Source organism: Chlorogloeopsis fritschii PCC 6912 (assembly GCF_000317285.1).
In the GTDB taxonomy this organism is placed as follows: Bacteria; Cyanobacteriota; Cyanobacteriia; order Cyanobacteriales; family Nostocaceae; genus Chlorogloeopsis; species Chlorogloeopsis fritschii.
Genome location: NZ_AJLN01000116.1, coordinates 737,975 through 753,405, shown reverse-complemented (window position 1 = coordinate 753,405; position 15,431 = coordinate 737,975). Strand labels below are relative to the sequence as shown.

The window sequence follows — 15,431 nt, the reverse complement described above, 5'->3', positions numbered from 1 at the left end:
TTGGGAATTGCCTATCAAAACCAAAAGTCCGTTTGGCGTTGGAGGATACAAAGGCAATTATTTCCCACATTTTGTCCAAAATACGTCCAAACGCTACTAGCGAATCGCTCAGGTGAATTTAGTTTCTCCTGACCAACTGCACGTATCACAAAATAAGTTAGCAGTCAATAGTTTAATAATTCGCAGTTAGCAGTTAACAACAGAAGATAGAGGATCGCAATTTTTAGCTGTGTTGAGCGTCAAAATCTTTAAGGGGAAAGATGTTTAGAAGACTGATTGGCATTTTTGTGGCTACTGTATTGCTGACTTTTCAGTTTATTGTCAGTGATGCATCGGCAGTAGAACTCGATAAAGCAACCCGTACAGTGAAATTGAATGATAAGGGTGACGAGGTTGTACTGAGCCTAAAACAAGTCCAAGAAGGTAAACGCTTATTTAACAACGTTTGCTCTCAGTGTCATCCTGGCGGTATTACAAAAACCAACCAGAACATAGGACTCGATCCTGCGGCTCTGGCTGGAGCAACACCACCCCGTGATAATATTGAGGCACTAGTGGACTATATGAAAAATCCCACTACTTATGACGGGGAAGAGGAAATTGCCGAATTACATCCCAGCATCAAGAGTGCTGATATCTTCACCGAAATGAGAAATCTCTCTGATAATGACTTGAAGGCGATCGCCGGTCATATTCTCCTGCAACCTAAGATTCAAGGTGAAAAATGGGGCGGCGGTAAGATTTATTACTAAAGCTGATTTTGCCGAATAGTCATTTGTGATTCTGTCATTAGTCAGTAGTTAGTAGTCCAAAATATTTGGTCTGCTGACTATAAACTAATGGCTCCCACAAGATAGCGGAGCATCTCCAGCTCCGCTCGGTTGCAACCAATAGCATATGTGTACTCAAAAGCTTGTTTAACAGCGCTGTATTTATTTCCTGTAAAAACATTATCGTTTCAAACTATTGAGTAGATATTGCTAATTTTTCAAATTTTTGCTATGTATTGCTCGTTATTTTTTGATATAGACTAGCATCTACGATTATCTACGACATAATGTCATATTTAGCCTTGATTTTATCTAAAATGAATAAGGGAAAATAAAACCTGTTGTTAGGAGAAAGCCATGAAATTGATTGCTGCAAGTTTGCGGCGTTTGGGTTTAGCTGTTTTAACAATTCTTTTAGTTGTTGGCAGCTTTGCTGTTTTCACTCCCAATGCAGCGGCTGATACATACACTGTCAAATTGGGTAGTGACAAAGGAATGCTAGCCTTTGAACCATCAAAATTGACGGTTAAGCCAGGCGACACAATCAAATGGGTGAACAATAAAGTTCCCCCCCACAATGTTGTATTCGATCCTGCTATGTCCAAAAGTGCCGACGTAGCCAAGTCTTTGTCTCACAAGCAGTTGTTGATGAGTCCCGGACAAGAGTTTGAAACCACAATTCCAGCAGACGCTGCTAAGGGTGATTACACTTTCTACTGCGAACCTCATCGCGGTGCTGGTATGGTTGGTAAGCTCACTGTCGAATAACACAAATTGGCAGTGTTGACACGAAATATTTTCCTTATTTATAAAGGAAATTTGCCAAAGGTAACTTGCCTATCTTAGTGTTGTGCTTTATTACACTTCTAGGAATTGCAAGTAAAAATAAACAACGGTAACGAGTCTTATATTCCCACCGCCCATGATTTTAAATATATAAGTGGTGAGAGCGTGAATGGACTCGTTACCAGCAATTGGGCGCGATTTCACTCAGATATGAGATTGCGATTCGATTTTCTTTTTTAAAACAGATAAAGGTTAGCAGCAAGCAAAGATAAATTTGACTCCAATTTGAAAGCTTTTAGCAGCAATAGAATATGACTGGAGATGTTTTTCATCTGCTGGAAGCTTATTGCAAGGAGAATAGCTTGAAAATATTTTTATTCATCCTGTTTTTAGCGATCGCCCTATTCAGTTTTATATTTATTGATCCAGTACTAGCAGCCGAAACATCAAAGGCTGCTAAAATTTTTAACTCTAACTGTGCTTCTTGTCATATAGGTGGTGGCAACATCCTCATTAGCGAGAAAACTTTGAAAAAGGAGGCTTTGCAGAAGTATCTGGAAAATTACGAACTCAATTCAATTGCTGCGATCGTTCACCAGGTACAGAATGGTAAAGGTGCAATGCCTGCTTTTAAAAGCAAGTTAAATGAACAAGAGATTAATGAGGTAGCAGCTTACGTTTTCCAAAAAGCAGAACAAGGATGGTAAGAGAAGTCAGAGGAGCCAGCGCCGTGGGCGGGTTCCCCGACTTGGGGCGACTGGCGTGGCAGGAGGCAAAAGGAAATTTTGGGCAAGGAGGATAGTGTTCACGTTCTTGCCCTTTGTCCTTTTCCTAATCCCTAGCCCCTAGCCCCTAATTAGAGCTTTGTCTGTCATTCTTGACTTGACGCAGCTTATTAATGAGATTTTTGTCTGACTCCTGAGTAGAGTTAGACTGATTTTGAATACCTTGTGGCTGAGACACTGGTTGAGCAGTGGCTTGTGGTGTTGCTGAAGACTGATTTACTGTAACTGGCTGCCACTGTGGCGATGGTTTAGCAGTGGTTTGTGGTGCTGGTGAAGAAGGCTGATTAACTGTAACTGGCTGCCACTGCGGTGGTAATTTGCTAGGGGTTTGCTGTACCTGCCCAGGTGCTAATTTTTCTTGGGGCGAACGCAAACCTTGCTGTTCGTTATCTAATGGTTGTGTATCCCTGAGTTGCAATGGAGCTAATTTTCGGGGAATCACAACGGGTGGTTTTGGAGAAGCTGCAGCTTGAGTTGTGTCACTATTGGGGTTAAAAGACAAGCTAAATGGATAGTACTTAGGCTTGCCATTTGCCTGTACAGGATTGCTTTGGAAATATTGTCTGAAGTATTCCCTTGTAGCTGTTTTGAGTTCGGAAGAGACTGAATTATCCAAAAAATCTATAGTATCGACTTTTCCTTCACTGTCTATTACTAAACCACCTTCGATTTTGCCTGCTTGCCCTTGTTGAGCATTGACTGTTTCTTTAATCGGTTGTTTAGTTTCAACATTGGGATATTGCTGCTTGATTTTCTGAAACTGCTCTACAAAGGTAGTAGTTTTAGCTAGCAGTTGTTCCGTTCCTTCGGATATTGATGTTGATGGCAACTCAGCTGTCTTGGGTACTGAAATCTGTTGCCACTGGGGTAGGGTTGTTCCTGCTAAGGCTAGGCGATCGCCGACTTGTGGAGTGGGAGCAATAGGAGCCACGAATTCTTGAGTTTGGGGAACTGCTGATGGTGATGGGGTAGTAGGGGTAGTAGTATTAGCAGGAACAACTGGTGGAGTATTTGGTAAATCTGTTGGGATGTTAGCAGCCTGTAGTTCTGGCAAATTTCCAGGTAAAGGCGGCTTAGATGGAACTGAGGGTAGTGATTGGGGTTGTCCTAAAGGGATTTTGGTTTGTAAGTTAGTAACTTCCCCATAATTCACACGAGGAATGGATGGAATGGAAGTTTCACTTCTGCCTTGAGGTAGGCGTAGATACTGATTTTGAGGTAAGGAAACAATATTTAGGTTGTCACGAGACAACGATATAGTAGGTAATGGTTCCTCAACAATGGGTGCTGATGGCTGTGGAGGTAAAATCGTTGGCTGACTCGCAAAGCTGGGAAAGGGCGGAACTTGCGATTCTAGAGGTACTTGCGATTGCAGGGTGACTTCTGATTGTGGCGGAAGTTGTGGCTGCTGAATTGCCTCAGCTGTGCTTGTTTGTGGCAGACGGTTTTGTTCAGCTTGGTTTAATTCAACAAGTCCAACCGTTCTGGGAGAGGATGTTGCTTCTTTTGGTTTTGATACCATCGGCACCAACGGCAAGATGAACGCAATTGCACCGTGGATACCAACAGAGGCGAGAGCGGCTACTCCAGTCGGCTGGCTTAAAAAATCTGGTATATTTTTTAGTACGGAGACGTATGACATAATCGTTTATCGTTCACTCGACTTGGTTGCTGTTGACTAGAATTTGTTTTATTTGTTTAGAAAGAAAATATTTTATGATTCTGTAATTGCGTTCTTCTACCAATAATAACTTCCTGTTCGACAACTCAAAACAGGAATATTGCCAATTCTTGATGTGGTTAATTTTTCAAAATAGCCATATTGTACTCAAAAAATAGAGATGTAAACACTATCATTAAAAAATAATTCATTTTTTGATAACTTATCTTTTGGTTTGCACAACTAGCAGCGAAAAGTAGTGTAGTTTCAGGCTTGGGCGATCGCGTAACTCGGAATAGACAACCATATCAGGTAAGGTAGCTTTTTCAACAACCCAGCTATTTTCCAGTAAACCCCGTTGCTGCAACACCTGCCACACTTGCTCGTACACTGAACTGACTTTCATCAGCACCACGACATCAGCCCAGTCTAAAACTGTCTCTAACTCTGCAACTGTATAGATTGCAGGTAGTACCACCAATCGCTGTTGGCGCATTGTCAAAGGTACTCCCAGTACCGCCGCCGCTGCCATTGGCGAACAAACCCCAGGTATAAATTGTACTTTTACTTCTGGATGTAGCTGTTGCAATGTCTGTGCTAAATAAGTAAATGTGCTATAGAAACTTACATCACCTTCACAGGCAAAAGCGACATCTTGACCGATTTTTAAACATTGCCACACTTGTTCGGCGGCTGTTTGCCATGCTTGCGTCAAAACCATTAGATCTTGAACATAAGGGAAAGTCAAAGCTAACTGTATTTGCTTTGAACTTAACCACGGTGCTACTATTTGCTGTGCCATTCCTGGTTTCCCCTGCAAGCCTGCCGGAAACGCCACTACTGGTGAATTTTGCAGCAGACGTAGTCCTTTGACTGTAATTAATTCTGGATCGCCTGTCCCAACACTGATACCGTAAAGAATACCGTTTGTCACTGCTACTTACGTGTAGGTTATATATCTAAATTTTTGCTGATAAAACCAAAATTAAAAATGCCATTACCAACAGTTATTGTGCCTGGATATTTAGAAAGCGCGATCGCCTACCGCCAACTCCAACAATCCCTACAAAATTCTGGTTTTCCTACGGTGACTGTGCCACTGCGACGGCGTGATTGGATAGTCACTCTCGGAGGTAGATCGGTGACACCGATTTTGCAGCAACTAGATAATACAGTAAAGCAGGTATTACAGCAGTATAATACTTCCCAAATTAATTTGATCGGTCACTCAGCAGGTGGCTGGATATCTCGCATTTATCTGGGTGAAAAACCTTATTTGGGACGTAATGATGTTCAACCATCCCTTTGGGAAGCTCATCCCTTGGTGGCAACTTTGATTACTCTGGGTACACCGCATATGAGTCAAGAGCGTTGGACACGCTGGAATTTAGATTTTGTCAATAATAATTATCCTGGGGCATTCTACAAAAATGTTCGTTATGTTTGTGTCGCCGGAAAAACAATCTTTGGCGAAAAACGCCGGGGCTGTTGGTTGGCATACAGTAGCTATCAATTAACTTGCGGTAAAGGTAACACTTGGGGAGACGGAATTACGCCTATTGAAGCGGCTCATTTAGAAGGAGCAGAAAATATCGTGATTGAAGGCATCAAACATTCTCCGAGAAGCCCTCAAATTTGGTATGGCTCACCAGAAGCCCTAAAAGTTTGGGTGCAGTATTTGGTTTGAGAAGAAGGCAGAGGGCAGAAGGGAAGAGGAGGGGGATAAGGAGAGGGGAAGACAAGGGGAATAGTAAACAACTATCCACTAACTACTAACCAATGACAAATGTCAATTATGCTTTTTCACCCAATCAGGTGATATCTGCCGGGTGAGGTGCGATCGCTGCTGCCAGGTTTAGATTAGAAATCTTGCGGAATTTAGGACGAAATACCATGTTTTTGTTGATTTTCAACACTGGCGGCAAAGACTGGATTCCACATAATTCTAGTGCCGAATCACAATCCCAACCCAACACAATTTCCAGGCACCGCCGCACCGCTTCCCAAGTTGCAGAAGATTTGCAGCGCATTCGAGAAAACTATTATTTAGAACGTCGAAATGTCTATTAAACTAATCCAGAGCGTAAAGCAACAACCGCTGCTTGGACGCGATCGTCAACAGATAATTTATTCATAATTCCTCGAACGTGAGTTTTGACAGTGTTGGGGCTGAGGTAAAGTTTTTCAGCAATCTCTGGGTTGCTGTAACCTTCTACCATCAGTTTCAACACTTCTAATTCTCGTTCGGAGAGATTTGCTATATTGCCTTTTGGAGAAGGAGGTTTGAGATTTTCAATTACTTGTCTGGCAATTTGGGGATCGAGATAAGTTGCACCCTCAACGGCAGCAGCGATCGCACTTAAAAGCCTTTCCACACTCGCCCCTTTGATGCAATATGCATCTGCACCACTAGACAAGGCAGCAATAATTTCCGTCTCCGTTTTGTGAGATGTTAGCATTACCACGTGAGTTTCTGGTAATGCTGCCTTAATTTGCTGTGTCGCAGCAATGCCATCTAGTCGTGGCAAACCAATATCCATTACTACTACATCTGGTTTGAGTTTCAATGCTGCTTGCACACCTAAATAGCCATCTTCAGCTTGCCCAACAATTTCCAATTGAGGATGCGTCATCAGCGACTGTTCCAAACCCAATTGCATCATCGGATCGTCTTCAATTATTAACACTCGCAGAGGCGGAGCTTCAGGTGGCAAATTAAAAGAAGTATCAACAGACATTTTAAATATTGATTGTTAATTGTTAGTTGTTAATAGTTAATTGCACCATTAACTATTAGCCATTAGCTATTAACTTACTGTTCTATTCTTCCACGCGATATCCCAACTCTGCTAAACGGATGCGGGATTGACGCCATTTCGGTTGCACTTTTACAAACAGTTCTAAGTAGACTTTGCCTGCAATTAACTTTTGAATCTGTTCTCGCGCTGCACTACCAATAGCTTTCAGCATCGATCCGCCTTTGCCAATCAGAATTCCTTTTTGGGAATCACGCTCAACATGGATCGTTGCCATCACACGGGTAATCGTTGGTGTCTCTTGCACCTGATCTATAGATATCGCCACGGAATGGGGAATTTCTTCACGCGTTAACAGCAAAATCTGTTCGCGAATTAATTCACCCATAATAAAACGCTCCGGTTGGTCAGTTACCAAATCGGGAGGATAATAGTAAGGCCCAGGCTCTAAATTTTGAATAAGTAATTGTTGTAACTCCGACAATCCCGCACCAGTTATGGCAGAAAATTTCACTGTTTGCCATTGTTGGGCATCTGCTAAGGAGGTGTAACTTTCATCTATCTCTAGAAAATTTGGGGGCTGTTCGTCGATTTTGTTCAAGCCCAAAATTACTGGTGTGCTGCTGCGACTTAGCAAATCGGCAACATAGCGATCGCCTGCGCCACAGGTTGTTGTAGCATCAACCACAAATAGCACTACATCCACAGATTCAATGGCGATTTTCGCATTTTGTACCAGCACTTCCCCCAACTGATGATGGGGTTTGTGAATTCCTGGAGTGTCCACAAAAATTAGCTGTGCATCTTTTGTGGTTAAAATGCCTTGCAAGCGGTTGCGTGTAGTTTGTGCTACTGGTGATGTAATGGCAATTTTTTGTCCTACTAACTGATTCATTAAAGTAGATTTACCGACATTAGGGCGACCGATAATGCCAATAAAACCTGACTTGAATTCAGGAGGAGCCTGAGGAATCATCACCTCTCCTGAGAAAGAGAAGATGTCATTATTGCTACTATTCACCTGGGACTCCATTTACCCTGTGTTTGCTATTAGTATATTTTTGTAGAGACAAAATCATCATCCATTGTATCTTACACCAATCGGCTCCTTGCGTTCATCTTCTTTTGTCCTTACAAGTATAAGAAAAATCTAAATATATATGTCCAAATTGTTTGAGAATTCGGAGATTTTGTTTTTCACAACAAATGTTAGTTAAAGAAGAGGCAAGGTAAATGGCGATAACTCCATATTTAACTACTTATTCCAATCACAAACTCCCCTTCATTCACAGATTGGTTGATGGAAGCATCATAAACTAATCCATCCTCTTCAGCACAGATATCAATCACCCTTGGTAACTTACCTTCTTTATTAAAACTGAGAATTTGATAAATACGTTCTCCTGCTTTAACTTCACTACCCAATTCAACTCTTGATTGAATCATCCCACCTACAGGAGCATAATATTTTTTGACCTTACTTCTGGTTTTAAACTTCATGATAAGAGAATGAGTATTGCCTAAATTACAATCAGCAATTTTTAACACTCCTTTCTGTACTAAATAATTTTTTACTCCCCTCAAACCTTTAGCAACGGCATCAGGAATCATCTGCATACCCGTACCTAATTCCAGTGTCCAAGCTTCTATATCAAATTGGATTTCTCTGCCCAGTTTTTTAAAACATTCTTCTAATGCTAACCATGGTTTGATAAACGCTTCATCAAAAGCATCACCGTCATATTCATCTAGCCAAATCCCCAAATCTATAAGGAAATGTTTAGCACTAGTTTCGCGATCGCGAAAGTAATAGAGGTAATTAAGACCTTGATTTGTAGAACTATGTAAATCAATCAAATAGTCAGCATCTAAACATAAAGACTGAAGTTGATAACGAAACTTTTCAGTATAAAGCACACTACTGGGAGAAGTAATCTTTTTTAAAAGTTGAACAAACTTCTGCTGAATTAAAGCTCGATAGTTTTGCTTTACTAACTCTAAATCTAGATTCAGTTGAGACTTAGCAAACCCAGCTAAATCATCAGCTTCTTTTTCGTAATCCCAAAAGATCCGATTCCAATCTTTGAATTCGTAAACACAGTATCTACCAGGAGAAAAATTATGGGCGCGTGCATTAGTTCCCATTGGATTACAAACAGGAACTAACCAAATTTCTCCACTTAAATCAGTGTCATTGACAGTCAGCAAAAACTCAATTAACTGGTGAATGACTGCATTACCAGCTATTTCTGCACCATGTAAATTAGATTGAATGTAAACCTTTTTGCCTGGCTGCGCGCCAATAAATTTGTATACTTGCAAAGATAAGCGATCGCCTGAAGCCATTTGCCGGAGGGGAATGGTAGAAATAGTAGGAATCATAATTTTTGCATCATCAAGTATTGAAACGAATTCTATTATTTTGAGCTGATATTGTCACAGTGGGTAATGAAGGCAGACGGCAGGAGGAAATTATGACAAGGGGATGGGGAGACAAGGGGAAAGAACGTGCTGATCAATTCTCCGTGTCCCCATGTCCCCACCTCACCGTGTCCTCCTCATCTGTCCCCTGTACCCTATTCCCTGTAACCTGTCCCCTAGTAACCTGCCCGGCTTTAGTCGCTGATTTATCCAATGAACCTGTACCCTATTCCCTGTAACCTGTCCCCTAGTAACGATGGAACTAGAAGTACTACTGCGAAATCACCGTACAATTCGCGCTATAGGTTTTGATGATGCTCCTTTTGTTCGCCGTTGTTGCCATCCGGTTGGAGTTGCAGGAGTGATCTGTGCCAATACTCGGTTTGAAGGAATGGTTTGGGGGGAAATTCAACCAGATGGCTGGGATGCTACAGAAACTCTTTGTCAATTGTTGATTGGTGGCAAATTTCTACCGCAACTACACATAGTGCTGCTGGATGGAATTTCTCTTGGTGGCTTCAATTTGATTAACTTGCCACTCCTAGCAAAAAGACTACAGCGTCCCTGCATTGCTGTGATGCGACGCCAGCCAAACTTGAATAAAATTGAAAAGGCTATTCAAAGGTTACCACAACCAGAACAACGATTAGAAATCTTACGCCAAGCTGGGCCCATTTATGAATATCCACCCTTTTATTTTCAGGTTTGCGGTGCCGAACCCCAGGTAAGTGCCCAAGTGCTGCGGCGTCTTACAGATTGCGGTTATGTGCCAGAAGCACTGCGTCTGGCTCACCTGATTGCTGCTGCCGTTGTGAAAGGAGAGAGTGGGAGGCAAGCTTAACAAGAGAGGGACTAGGGATTAGGGACTAGAGACTAGGAAAGGAGCAGAGGAGCTTCAGGAGATGGGGAGAACCACTAACTACTAACTACTACCCAATTCCCAATTCCTCGTCAAAATTAAACAATATTCCGAGTGATAGTGTCTTTAAGCTACTTTTATTTGTTGTAATCTCAGTAAAACTTAAAAAATCTACAGCGATCGCTATAATCAACTTTTACTTTTGGGTGTTTTTTGGCTGTCTCTAACTGGAAGCGGGGTTGTCTCAATGGATCATGCAAAATCACGCCAGTCATTAAATTTATTTAAGGTATTTCCTTCTGCCTACTGCCTCCTAACTTCTGCCTTCTTCATTAGCACCTGCCTAATAACCACTTTAGTCCCCCGCCCCGTTATAGGTGCAGAAAGATTAACCCTCTCTTACGGGCTTTTGCAGCGATCTATCCCGATTGATTCTCTGGAAACTTATGCTCGAACAGGCAAAATTGATGATGAATTAGCAACCTATGCTCGGTATGCACCCAAAGAACAGCTAGAGCAACTGCGAGAAGTTTTACTGACTCCTATTCCTTTAAATGCCGTACAGGTTTCTCAGTTTCTATATACACCCATCGGAGAAAGATTGTTAGAAATTCTGGCAGAAGTTATTCAAGGAGAAACTCGCTCCACTGGTTTATATGGAATTCGCGCTGCCCTAATCTTGGCAGCAGCAGACTCACAAAACTTCAACTTATTGAATATACTACGCAAATTTCCTTCGAGTGAAATTTCGATTAATTTAGCCCGCAGCTTACAGTTTGCTCAATCAATTCAGAGTTTTGTCAATCGGACTCAACAAGCGATCGCCCTCATCAACAAGCAATTTAACCAACAAACAGCAACAATTTTGCCACAAACAAATAACATTGCCAAAATCAACCTACCACAATCTGGGTTTTTCCGGTGGCAAAAGCAAACGATCACACTTTTCGATCAATCGCGCAATCGTACCTTTCCTGTTGATATTTATCTGCCATTTGGTTCCAATCGTGCAAGAGTAATTGTCATTTCTCACGGGCTGGGTTCCGATCGCACAAGCTTTGCTTACCTAGCTGAACATCTGGCTTCCTATGGTTTCGCTGTTGCTGTTCCCGAACATCCCGGTAGCAATACACAACAGTTGCAAGCACTATTGTCAGGCAGATCGGCTCAAGTTACTGCGCCCGGAGAGTTTATTGACCGACCTTTAGATGTAAGGTATTTATTAGATGAACTTACTCGTCTATCTCAAATCAATCCAGCTTTTAAAGGACGCTTAAATCTGCAAGAAGTAGGCGTGATTGGACAATCCTTTGGAGGCTATACAGCTTTAGCATTAGCAGGCGCACCAATTAACTTTGAGCAACTAGAAAAAAGTTGCCCAGCGTTCCAAGAAACATTCAATGTTTCGCTCTTGCTGCAATGCTTGGCTTTAGAATTACCACAATCTCGTCAATACAATCTTGCCGATCCACGCATCAAAGCAGCGATCGCTATTAATCCTGTCAATAGTATAGTTTTTGGACAACAAAGCCTGAGTCAAATCAAAATTCCAGTCATGATTATCAGTAGCAGTGCCGATACAGCTGCTCCGGCTCTTCCTGAACAAATTCAACCCTTCAATTGGCTTACAACCCCAAACAAATATTTAGCATTAATTAATAATGCCACCCACTTTTCCACCATTGCAGAGTCACCCAACACTGCCATACCTGTTCCTAGCCAAGCGATCGGCCCTAATCCTGCTTTGGCGCGTCGCTATGTCGATATTTTGAGCGTTGCCTTTTTCAATACTTACGTTGCTAATCAACCGAATTACCTTTCTTATCTGAGTCCAGATTATATCAGAACCATAAGTCAGCAACCATTACCGCTTTCTTTAGTGCGATCGCTTGACTTTAACAGCAGTAGTATTTTCCTAGAAGAGCATAGTAGTAATAGCCAACACTAGCAAATAAATTTACTCTTAAAAATCTCTTAGCTTGTAGTGAATACTTCAGCACTGAATACAAATTAGCCTGTAAACATATCATCCTACTTAATTTCATAAATTATGTCTAATCGTCCCATTTACCTCGATAACCATGCCACCACACCTGTAGATGAACGGGTATTGGCAGCAATGTTACCCTACTTCACCGAACACTTTGGTAATCCTTCCAGTATCGGTCATGTTTACGGTTGGGAAGCAGAAGCTGCTATTAAAAAATCGCGGGAAATTTTAGCTGAAGCGATTAACGCCACACCAGAAGAAATCGTCTTTACTAGTGGTGCCACAGAAGCTAATAATTTGGCTATCAAAGGAGTTGCAGAAGCCTATTTCCAAAAAGGGCAGCATATTATTACTGTTGCTACCGAACATAACGCTGTTCTCGATCCTTGCAAATATCTGCAAACTCTAGGTTTTGAAATTACTATTCTCCCAGTTCAACAAGATGGAATCATAAATTTAAGCGAGTTAGAAAAAGCCTTGCGCTCCGATACTATTTTGGTTTCAGTAATGGCAGCAAATAACGAAATTGGCGTATTGCAGCCATTAGCAGAAATTGGTGCCATCTGTCGGGAGCGTGATGTAATTTTTCATAGTGATGCTGCGCAGGCGATCGCCAAAATTCCTTTAGATGTGCAAGCAATGAAAATTGACTTGATGTCATTAACAGCACATAAATTATACGGCCCCAAGGGTGTTGGTGCGCTATACGTCCGTCGTCGCAACCCAAGAGTGCAAATAGCTCCTCAGCAGCACGGAGGCGGGCATGAGCGGGGAATGCGTTCTGGTACCTTGTACACACCACAAATTGTCGGATTTGGGAAAGCAGTGGAAATCGCTTTACAAGAACAAGCCACAGAAACCCAACGCCTTACTCAACTGCGGCAAAGTTTATGGAAAGAGCTTTCTCAGTTAGAGGGAATTCATCTCAACGGACACCCCACTCAGCGCCTGGCGGGAAATTTGAATATTAGTGTTGAGGGAGTAGACGGGGCGGCACTTTTGTTAGGATTGCAACCAGTAATGGCTATATCTTCTGGTGCTGCTTGCTCCTCGGCAACTACTGCACCATCCCATGTCCTCACAGCACTAGGACATTCAGAAAAGTTAGCTTATGCGTCAATACGGTTTGGGATTGGAAGATTTAATACTGCTGAGGAAATTGATCGCGTTGCCCAACATACCATTGCTACAATTGGGAGTTTACGGAAGCAGGCAATGATGGTTTAACATTGTCAGGCGATCGCACCATTTTCTTTTTTAAATGCGCGGATGGGTAGGTGTTGGAAAATCAGTTCACAAAAAAAGGGCTAGATTTCTTTGACTGCAAGGAGAAAAGAGCGATCGCACTTCTGAGCCATCCGCGCTCCTTGTCCAGACTGGGTTTGGGCTATTTTCACTCTACTCAATCCAAATTTTTCATGCTATGATTGCCTCATCCGCGCAAACGAACCTTGAAAACTTAATACTGATTGGCTTTTGGGTTGCCGCTGTTGAAATTCTAATTACTCCCTATTAGGGATTGAAACAATTTCATACTGAAGATAAAGCTCTTACAGCAGTTCGTTGAAATTCTAATTACTCCCTATTAGGGATTGAAACGGATATTTGAATGACATCACCAGGGGAGACAAAAGGTTGAAATTCTAATTACTCCCTATTAGGGATTGAAACTTTCTTTGTTGCACTACGGGCTAGCAGGCTGCCATCGTTGAAATTCTAATTACTCCCTATTAGGGATTGAAACCCTTTGGGAATGCCCGTAAGCTCCGAGGCTTGCGGTGTCGTGTTGAAATTCTAATTACTCCCTATTAGGGATTGAAACATCACCCCGCTCAACCCTGGCACGTGGGAGAGCGGTTGAAATTCTAATTACTCCCTATTAGGGATTGAAACAGATTTTAGGCATTTTAGGTGAGGAGGAGCAATAAAGTTGAAATTCTAATTACTCCCTATTAGGGATTGAAACCCAAGATGGATTGTAAATAGGAGTGGTGACTGGGGAGTTGAAATTCTAATTACTCCCTATTAGGGATTGAAACTCAAAAGAGAAATTTGACCAGCGCTGAGTAATGAGTTGAAATTCTAATTACTCCCTATTAGGGATTGAAACTTGAAGGCTCATCTTCCAGCAGAAGAAAAACACCCCTAGTTGAAATTCTAATTACTCCCTATTAGGGATTGAAACTGTCAACCTCCAAATCTGACCAGCTTTATAAAGAGGTTGAAATTCTAATTACTCCCTATTAGGGATTGAAACATATTTAAAATTACACACCAAATCAATGAAATAGAGTTGAAATTCTAATTACTCCCTATTAGGGATTGAAACAGAAAATGGTGCGCCTACAAATTTACTCTTGGATTGTGGTGGATGTTGAAATTCTAATTACTCCCTATTAGGGATTGAAACGGGGATCTCAACATCACACTAGTGCGTCCTTTACGTTGAAATTCTAATTACTCCCTATTAGGGATTGAAACGGGAAGCCCTGGTAATAGAATTTTTAAGCCAGCGCGTTGAAATTCTAATTACTCCCTATTAGGGATTGAAACTGTTGCCCGTGCTGGAAGCGGCATTTTAGAAGCGGTAGGTTGAAATTCTAATTACTCCCTATTAGGGATTGAAACCAGTGAGAGATTTATGAGTTTTGAGTTGGATGATGGCGAGTTGAAATTCTAATTACTCCCTATTAGGGATTGAAACGCTATATGGCTGTACCAAATGGGAGAGGAAAAACAGAATCAGGTTGAAATTCTAATTACTCCCTATTAGGGATTGAAACGCTTCATTAATAATTCTTTGCTCATCTACTGGTTTCGTTGAAATTCTAATTACTCCCTATTAGGGATTGAAACCCGCAAGAATGGCACTTATGGGTACGAGTGGACGTTGAAATTCTAATTACTCCCTATTAGGGATTGAAACTTAACAGCAAAATCTTTCCTCTGTCTACTTACCTGTTGAAATTCTAATTACTCCCTATTAGGGATTGAAACCCTGCTCGCTGCGCGTCATTATTGCATGGTCTGGGTGGTTGAAATTCTAATTACTCCCTATTAGGGATTGAAACAGGGGCGATCGCTCTATCTCTTGCCGGAGTTGGTTGAAATTCTAATTACTCCCTATTAGGGATTGAAACCTATAGGGAATACTAGCAAGACTTCATCTGTGTAGCTTGTTGAAATTCTAATTACTCCCTATTAGGGATTGAAACGGGAAGAGTGGGAAGAGATCTATCCTGAGAAATGGTTGAAATTCTAATTACTCCCTATTAGGGATTGAAACCTTAAACAAGCTGAGATATTTTTTGCTAGGGGTTGTTGAAATTCTAATTACTCCCTATTAGGGATTGAAACAACTCTCTCAAAATAGCGCGATCGCTCTTGCAGAGGTTGAAATTCTA

General features: G+C 41.6%; 13 protein-coding genes and 1 CRISPR repeat array (1 of these 14 cut by a window edge). Of the genes, 7 read left to right on the top strand and 6 right to left on the bottom strand.

The window, feature by feature from the left end; genetic code table 11:
• Positions 1-260: 260 nt before the first annotated feature.
• The 3 genes from psbV (at position 261) to petJ (ending at position 2,263) form a co-directional block, all read left to right on the top strand.
• Positions 261-752: a photosystem II cytochrome c-550 gene (psbV, locus tag UYC_RS0127180; RefSeq protein ID WP_016874132.1), complete on the top strand. Its 492-nt coding sequence runs from the start codon at positions 261-263 to the stop codon at positions 750-752.
• Between the two features lie 375 nt (positions 753-1,127).
• A complete protein-coding gene (gene petE / locus UYC_RS0127175) occupies positions 1,128-1,538 on the top strand; it encodes a plastocyanin (protein WP_016874133.1) in 411 nt (136 codons plus the stop codon).
• Between the two features lie 329 nt (positions 1,539-1,867).
• A complete protein-coding gene (gene petJ / locus UYC_RS0127170; protein WP_016874134.1) occupies positions 1,868-2,263 on the top strand; it encodes a cytochrome c6 PetJ in 396 nt (131 codons plus the stop codon).
• A gap of 145 nt (positions 2,264-2,408) precedes the next feature.
• On the opposite strand, the gene UYC_RS0127160 is transcribed toward petJ, so the two are convergent.
• A complete protein-coding gene (locus UYC_RS0127160; protein ID WP_016874136.1) occupies positions 2,409-3,983 on the bottom strand; it encodes a hypothetical protein in 1,575 nt (524 codons plus the stop codon).
• A gap of 241 nt (positions 3,984-4,224) precedes the next feature.
• Entirely contained in the window at positions 4,225-4,935 is a 711-nt protein-coding gene (locus tag UYC_RS0127155) for a precorrin-2 C(20)-methyltransferase (protein WP_016874137.1), read from the bottom strand.
• Between the two features lie 57 nt (positions 4,936-4,992).
• On the opposite strand from UYC_RS0127155, the gene UYC_RS0127150 reads away from it, so the two are divergent.
• A complete protein-coding gene (locus tag UYC_RS0127150) occupies positions 4,993-5,688 on the top strand; it encodes an esterase/lipase family protein (RefSeq protein ID WP_016874138.1) in 696 nt (231 codons plus the stop codon).
• 124 nt (positions 5,689-5,812) lie between these two features.
• Here the strand turns inward: UYC_RS0127150 and UYC_RS38670 are convergent, their stop codons facing one another.
• The 4 genes from UYC_RS38670 to UYC_RS0127130 form a co-directional block, all read right to left on the bottom strand.
• Positions 5,813-6,031, bottom strand: coding sequence for a hypothetical protein (locus UYC_RS38670; protein WP_162139014.1), 219 nt, complete (start codon positions 6,029-6,031; stop codon positions 5,813-5,815).
• A gap of 36 nt (positions 6,032-6,067) precedes the next feature.
• Positions 6,068-6,739, bottom strand: coding sequence for a response regulator (locus UYC_RS0127140; protein ID WP_016874140.1), 672 nt, complete (start codon positions 6,737-6,739; stop codon positions 6,068-6,070).
• An 82-nt stretch (positions 6,740-6,821) separates the two neighbouring features.
• The gene (gene era / locus UYC_RS0127135) at positions 6,822-7,733 is read right to left on the bottom strand and encodes a GTPase Era (protein ID WP_016874141.1); all 912 of its coding nucleotides are present in this window, start codon (positions 7,731-7,733) and stop codon (positions 6,822-6,824) included.
• A 275-nt stretch (positions 7,734-8,008) separates the two neighbouring features.
• The gene (locus UYC_RS0127130; protein ID WP_016874142.1) at positions 8,009-9,139 is read right to left on the bottom strand and encodes a succinylglutamate desuccinylase/aspartoacylase family protein; all 1,131 of its coding nucleotides are present in this window, start codon (positions 9,137-9,139) and stop codon (positions 8,009-8,011) included.
• 295 nt (positions 9,140-9,434) lie between these two features.
• On the opposite strand from UYC_RS0127130, the gene UYC_RS0127125 reads away from it, so the two are divergent.
• The 3 genes from UYC_RS0127125 (at position 9,435) to UYC_RS0127115 (ending at position 13,254) form a co-directional block, all read left to right on the top strand.
• A complete protein-coding gene (locus tag UYC_RS0127125; protein WP_016874143.1) occupies positions 9,435-10,019 on the top strand; it encodes an endonuclease dU in 585 nt (194 codons plus the stop codon).
• 265 nt (positions 10,020-10,284) lie between these two features.
• Positions 10,285-11,985 carry an alpha/beta hydrolase gene (locus UYC_RS0127120; protein WP_016874144.1) on the top strand — a complete coding sequence of 567 codons (1,701 nt, stop codon included), beginning with the start codon at positions 10,285-10,287 and terminating at the stop codon, positions 11,983-11,985.
• Between the two features lie 102 nt (positions 11,986-12,087).
• On the top strand, positions 12,088-13,254 hold the full coding sequence (locus UYC_RS0127115) for a cysteine desulfurase family protein (protein WP_016874145.1): 1,167 nt from the start codon (positions 12,088-12,090) through the stop codon (positions 13,252-13,254).
• 262 nt (positions 13,255-13,516) lie between these two features.
• A CRISPR array of direct repeats spans positions 13,517-15,431; the repeat unit is 37 nt; unit sequence GTTGAAATTCTAATTACTCCCTATTAGGGATTGAAAC; it runs 460 nt beyond the window's last position.

What these genes read in the sequence shown, in the direction of transcription:
- petE (WP_016874133.1), top strand. Translation starts at nt 1,128, where the DNA reads ATGAAATTGATTGCTGCAAGTTTGCGGCGTTTGGGTTTAGCTGTTTTA.
- UYC_RS0127125 (WP_016874143.1), top strand. Translation starts at nt 9,435, where the DNA reads ATGGAACTAGAAGTACTACTGCGAAATCACCGTACAATTCGCGCTATA.
- UYC_RS0127160 (WP_016874136.1), bottom strand. Translation starts at nt 3,983, where the DNA reads ATGTCATACGTCTCCGTACTAAAAAATATACCAGATTTTTTAAGCCAG.
- UYC_RS0127150 (WP_016874138.1), top strand. Translation starts at nt 4,993, where the DNA reads ATGCCATTACCAACAGTTATTGTGCCTGGATATTTAGAAAGCGCGATC.
- psbV (WP_016874132.1), top strand. Translation starts at nt 261, where the DNA reads ATGTTTAGAAGACTGATTGGCATTTTTGTGGCTACTGTATTGCTGACT.
- petJ (WP_016874134.1), top strand. Translation starts at nt 1,868, where the DNA reads ATGACTGGAGATGTTTTTCATCTGCTGGAAGCTTATTGCAAGGAGAAT.
- UYC_RS0127140 (WP_016874140.1), bottom strand. Translation starts at nt 6,739, where the DNA reads ATGTCTGTTGATACTTCTTTTAATTTGCCACCTGAAGCTCCGCCTCTG.
- UYC_RS0127130 (WP_016874142.1), bottom strand. Translation starts at nt 9,139, where the DNA reads ATGATTCCTACTATTTCTACCATTCCCCTCCGGCAAATGGCTTCAGGC.
- UYC_RS38670 (WP_162139014.1), bottom strand. Translation starts at nt 6,031, where the DNA reads ATGCGCTGCAAATCTTCTGCAACTTGGGAAGCGGTGCGGCGGTGCCTG.
- UYC_RS0127115 (WP_016874145.1), top strand. Translation starts at nt 12,088, where the DNA reads ATGTCTAATCGTCCCATTTACCTCGATAACCATGCCACCACACCTGTA.
- UYC_RS0127120 (WP_016874144.1), top strand. Translation starts at nt 10,285, where the DNA reads ATGGATCATGCAAAATCACGCCAGTCATTAAATTTATTTAAGGTATTT.
- era (WP_016874141.1), bottom strand. Translation starts at nt 7,733, where the DNA reads ATGATTCCTCAGGCTCCTCCTGAATTCAAGTCAGGTTTTATTGGCATT.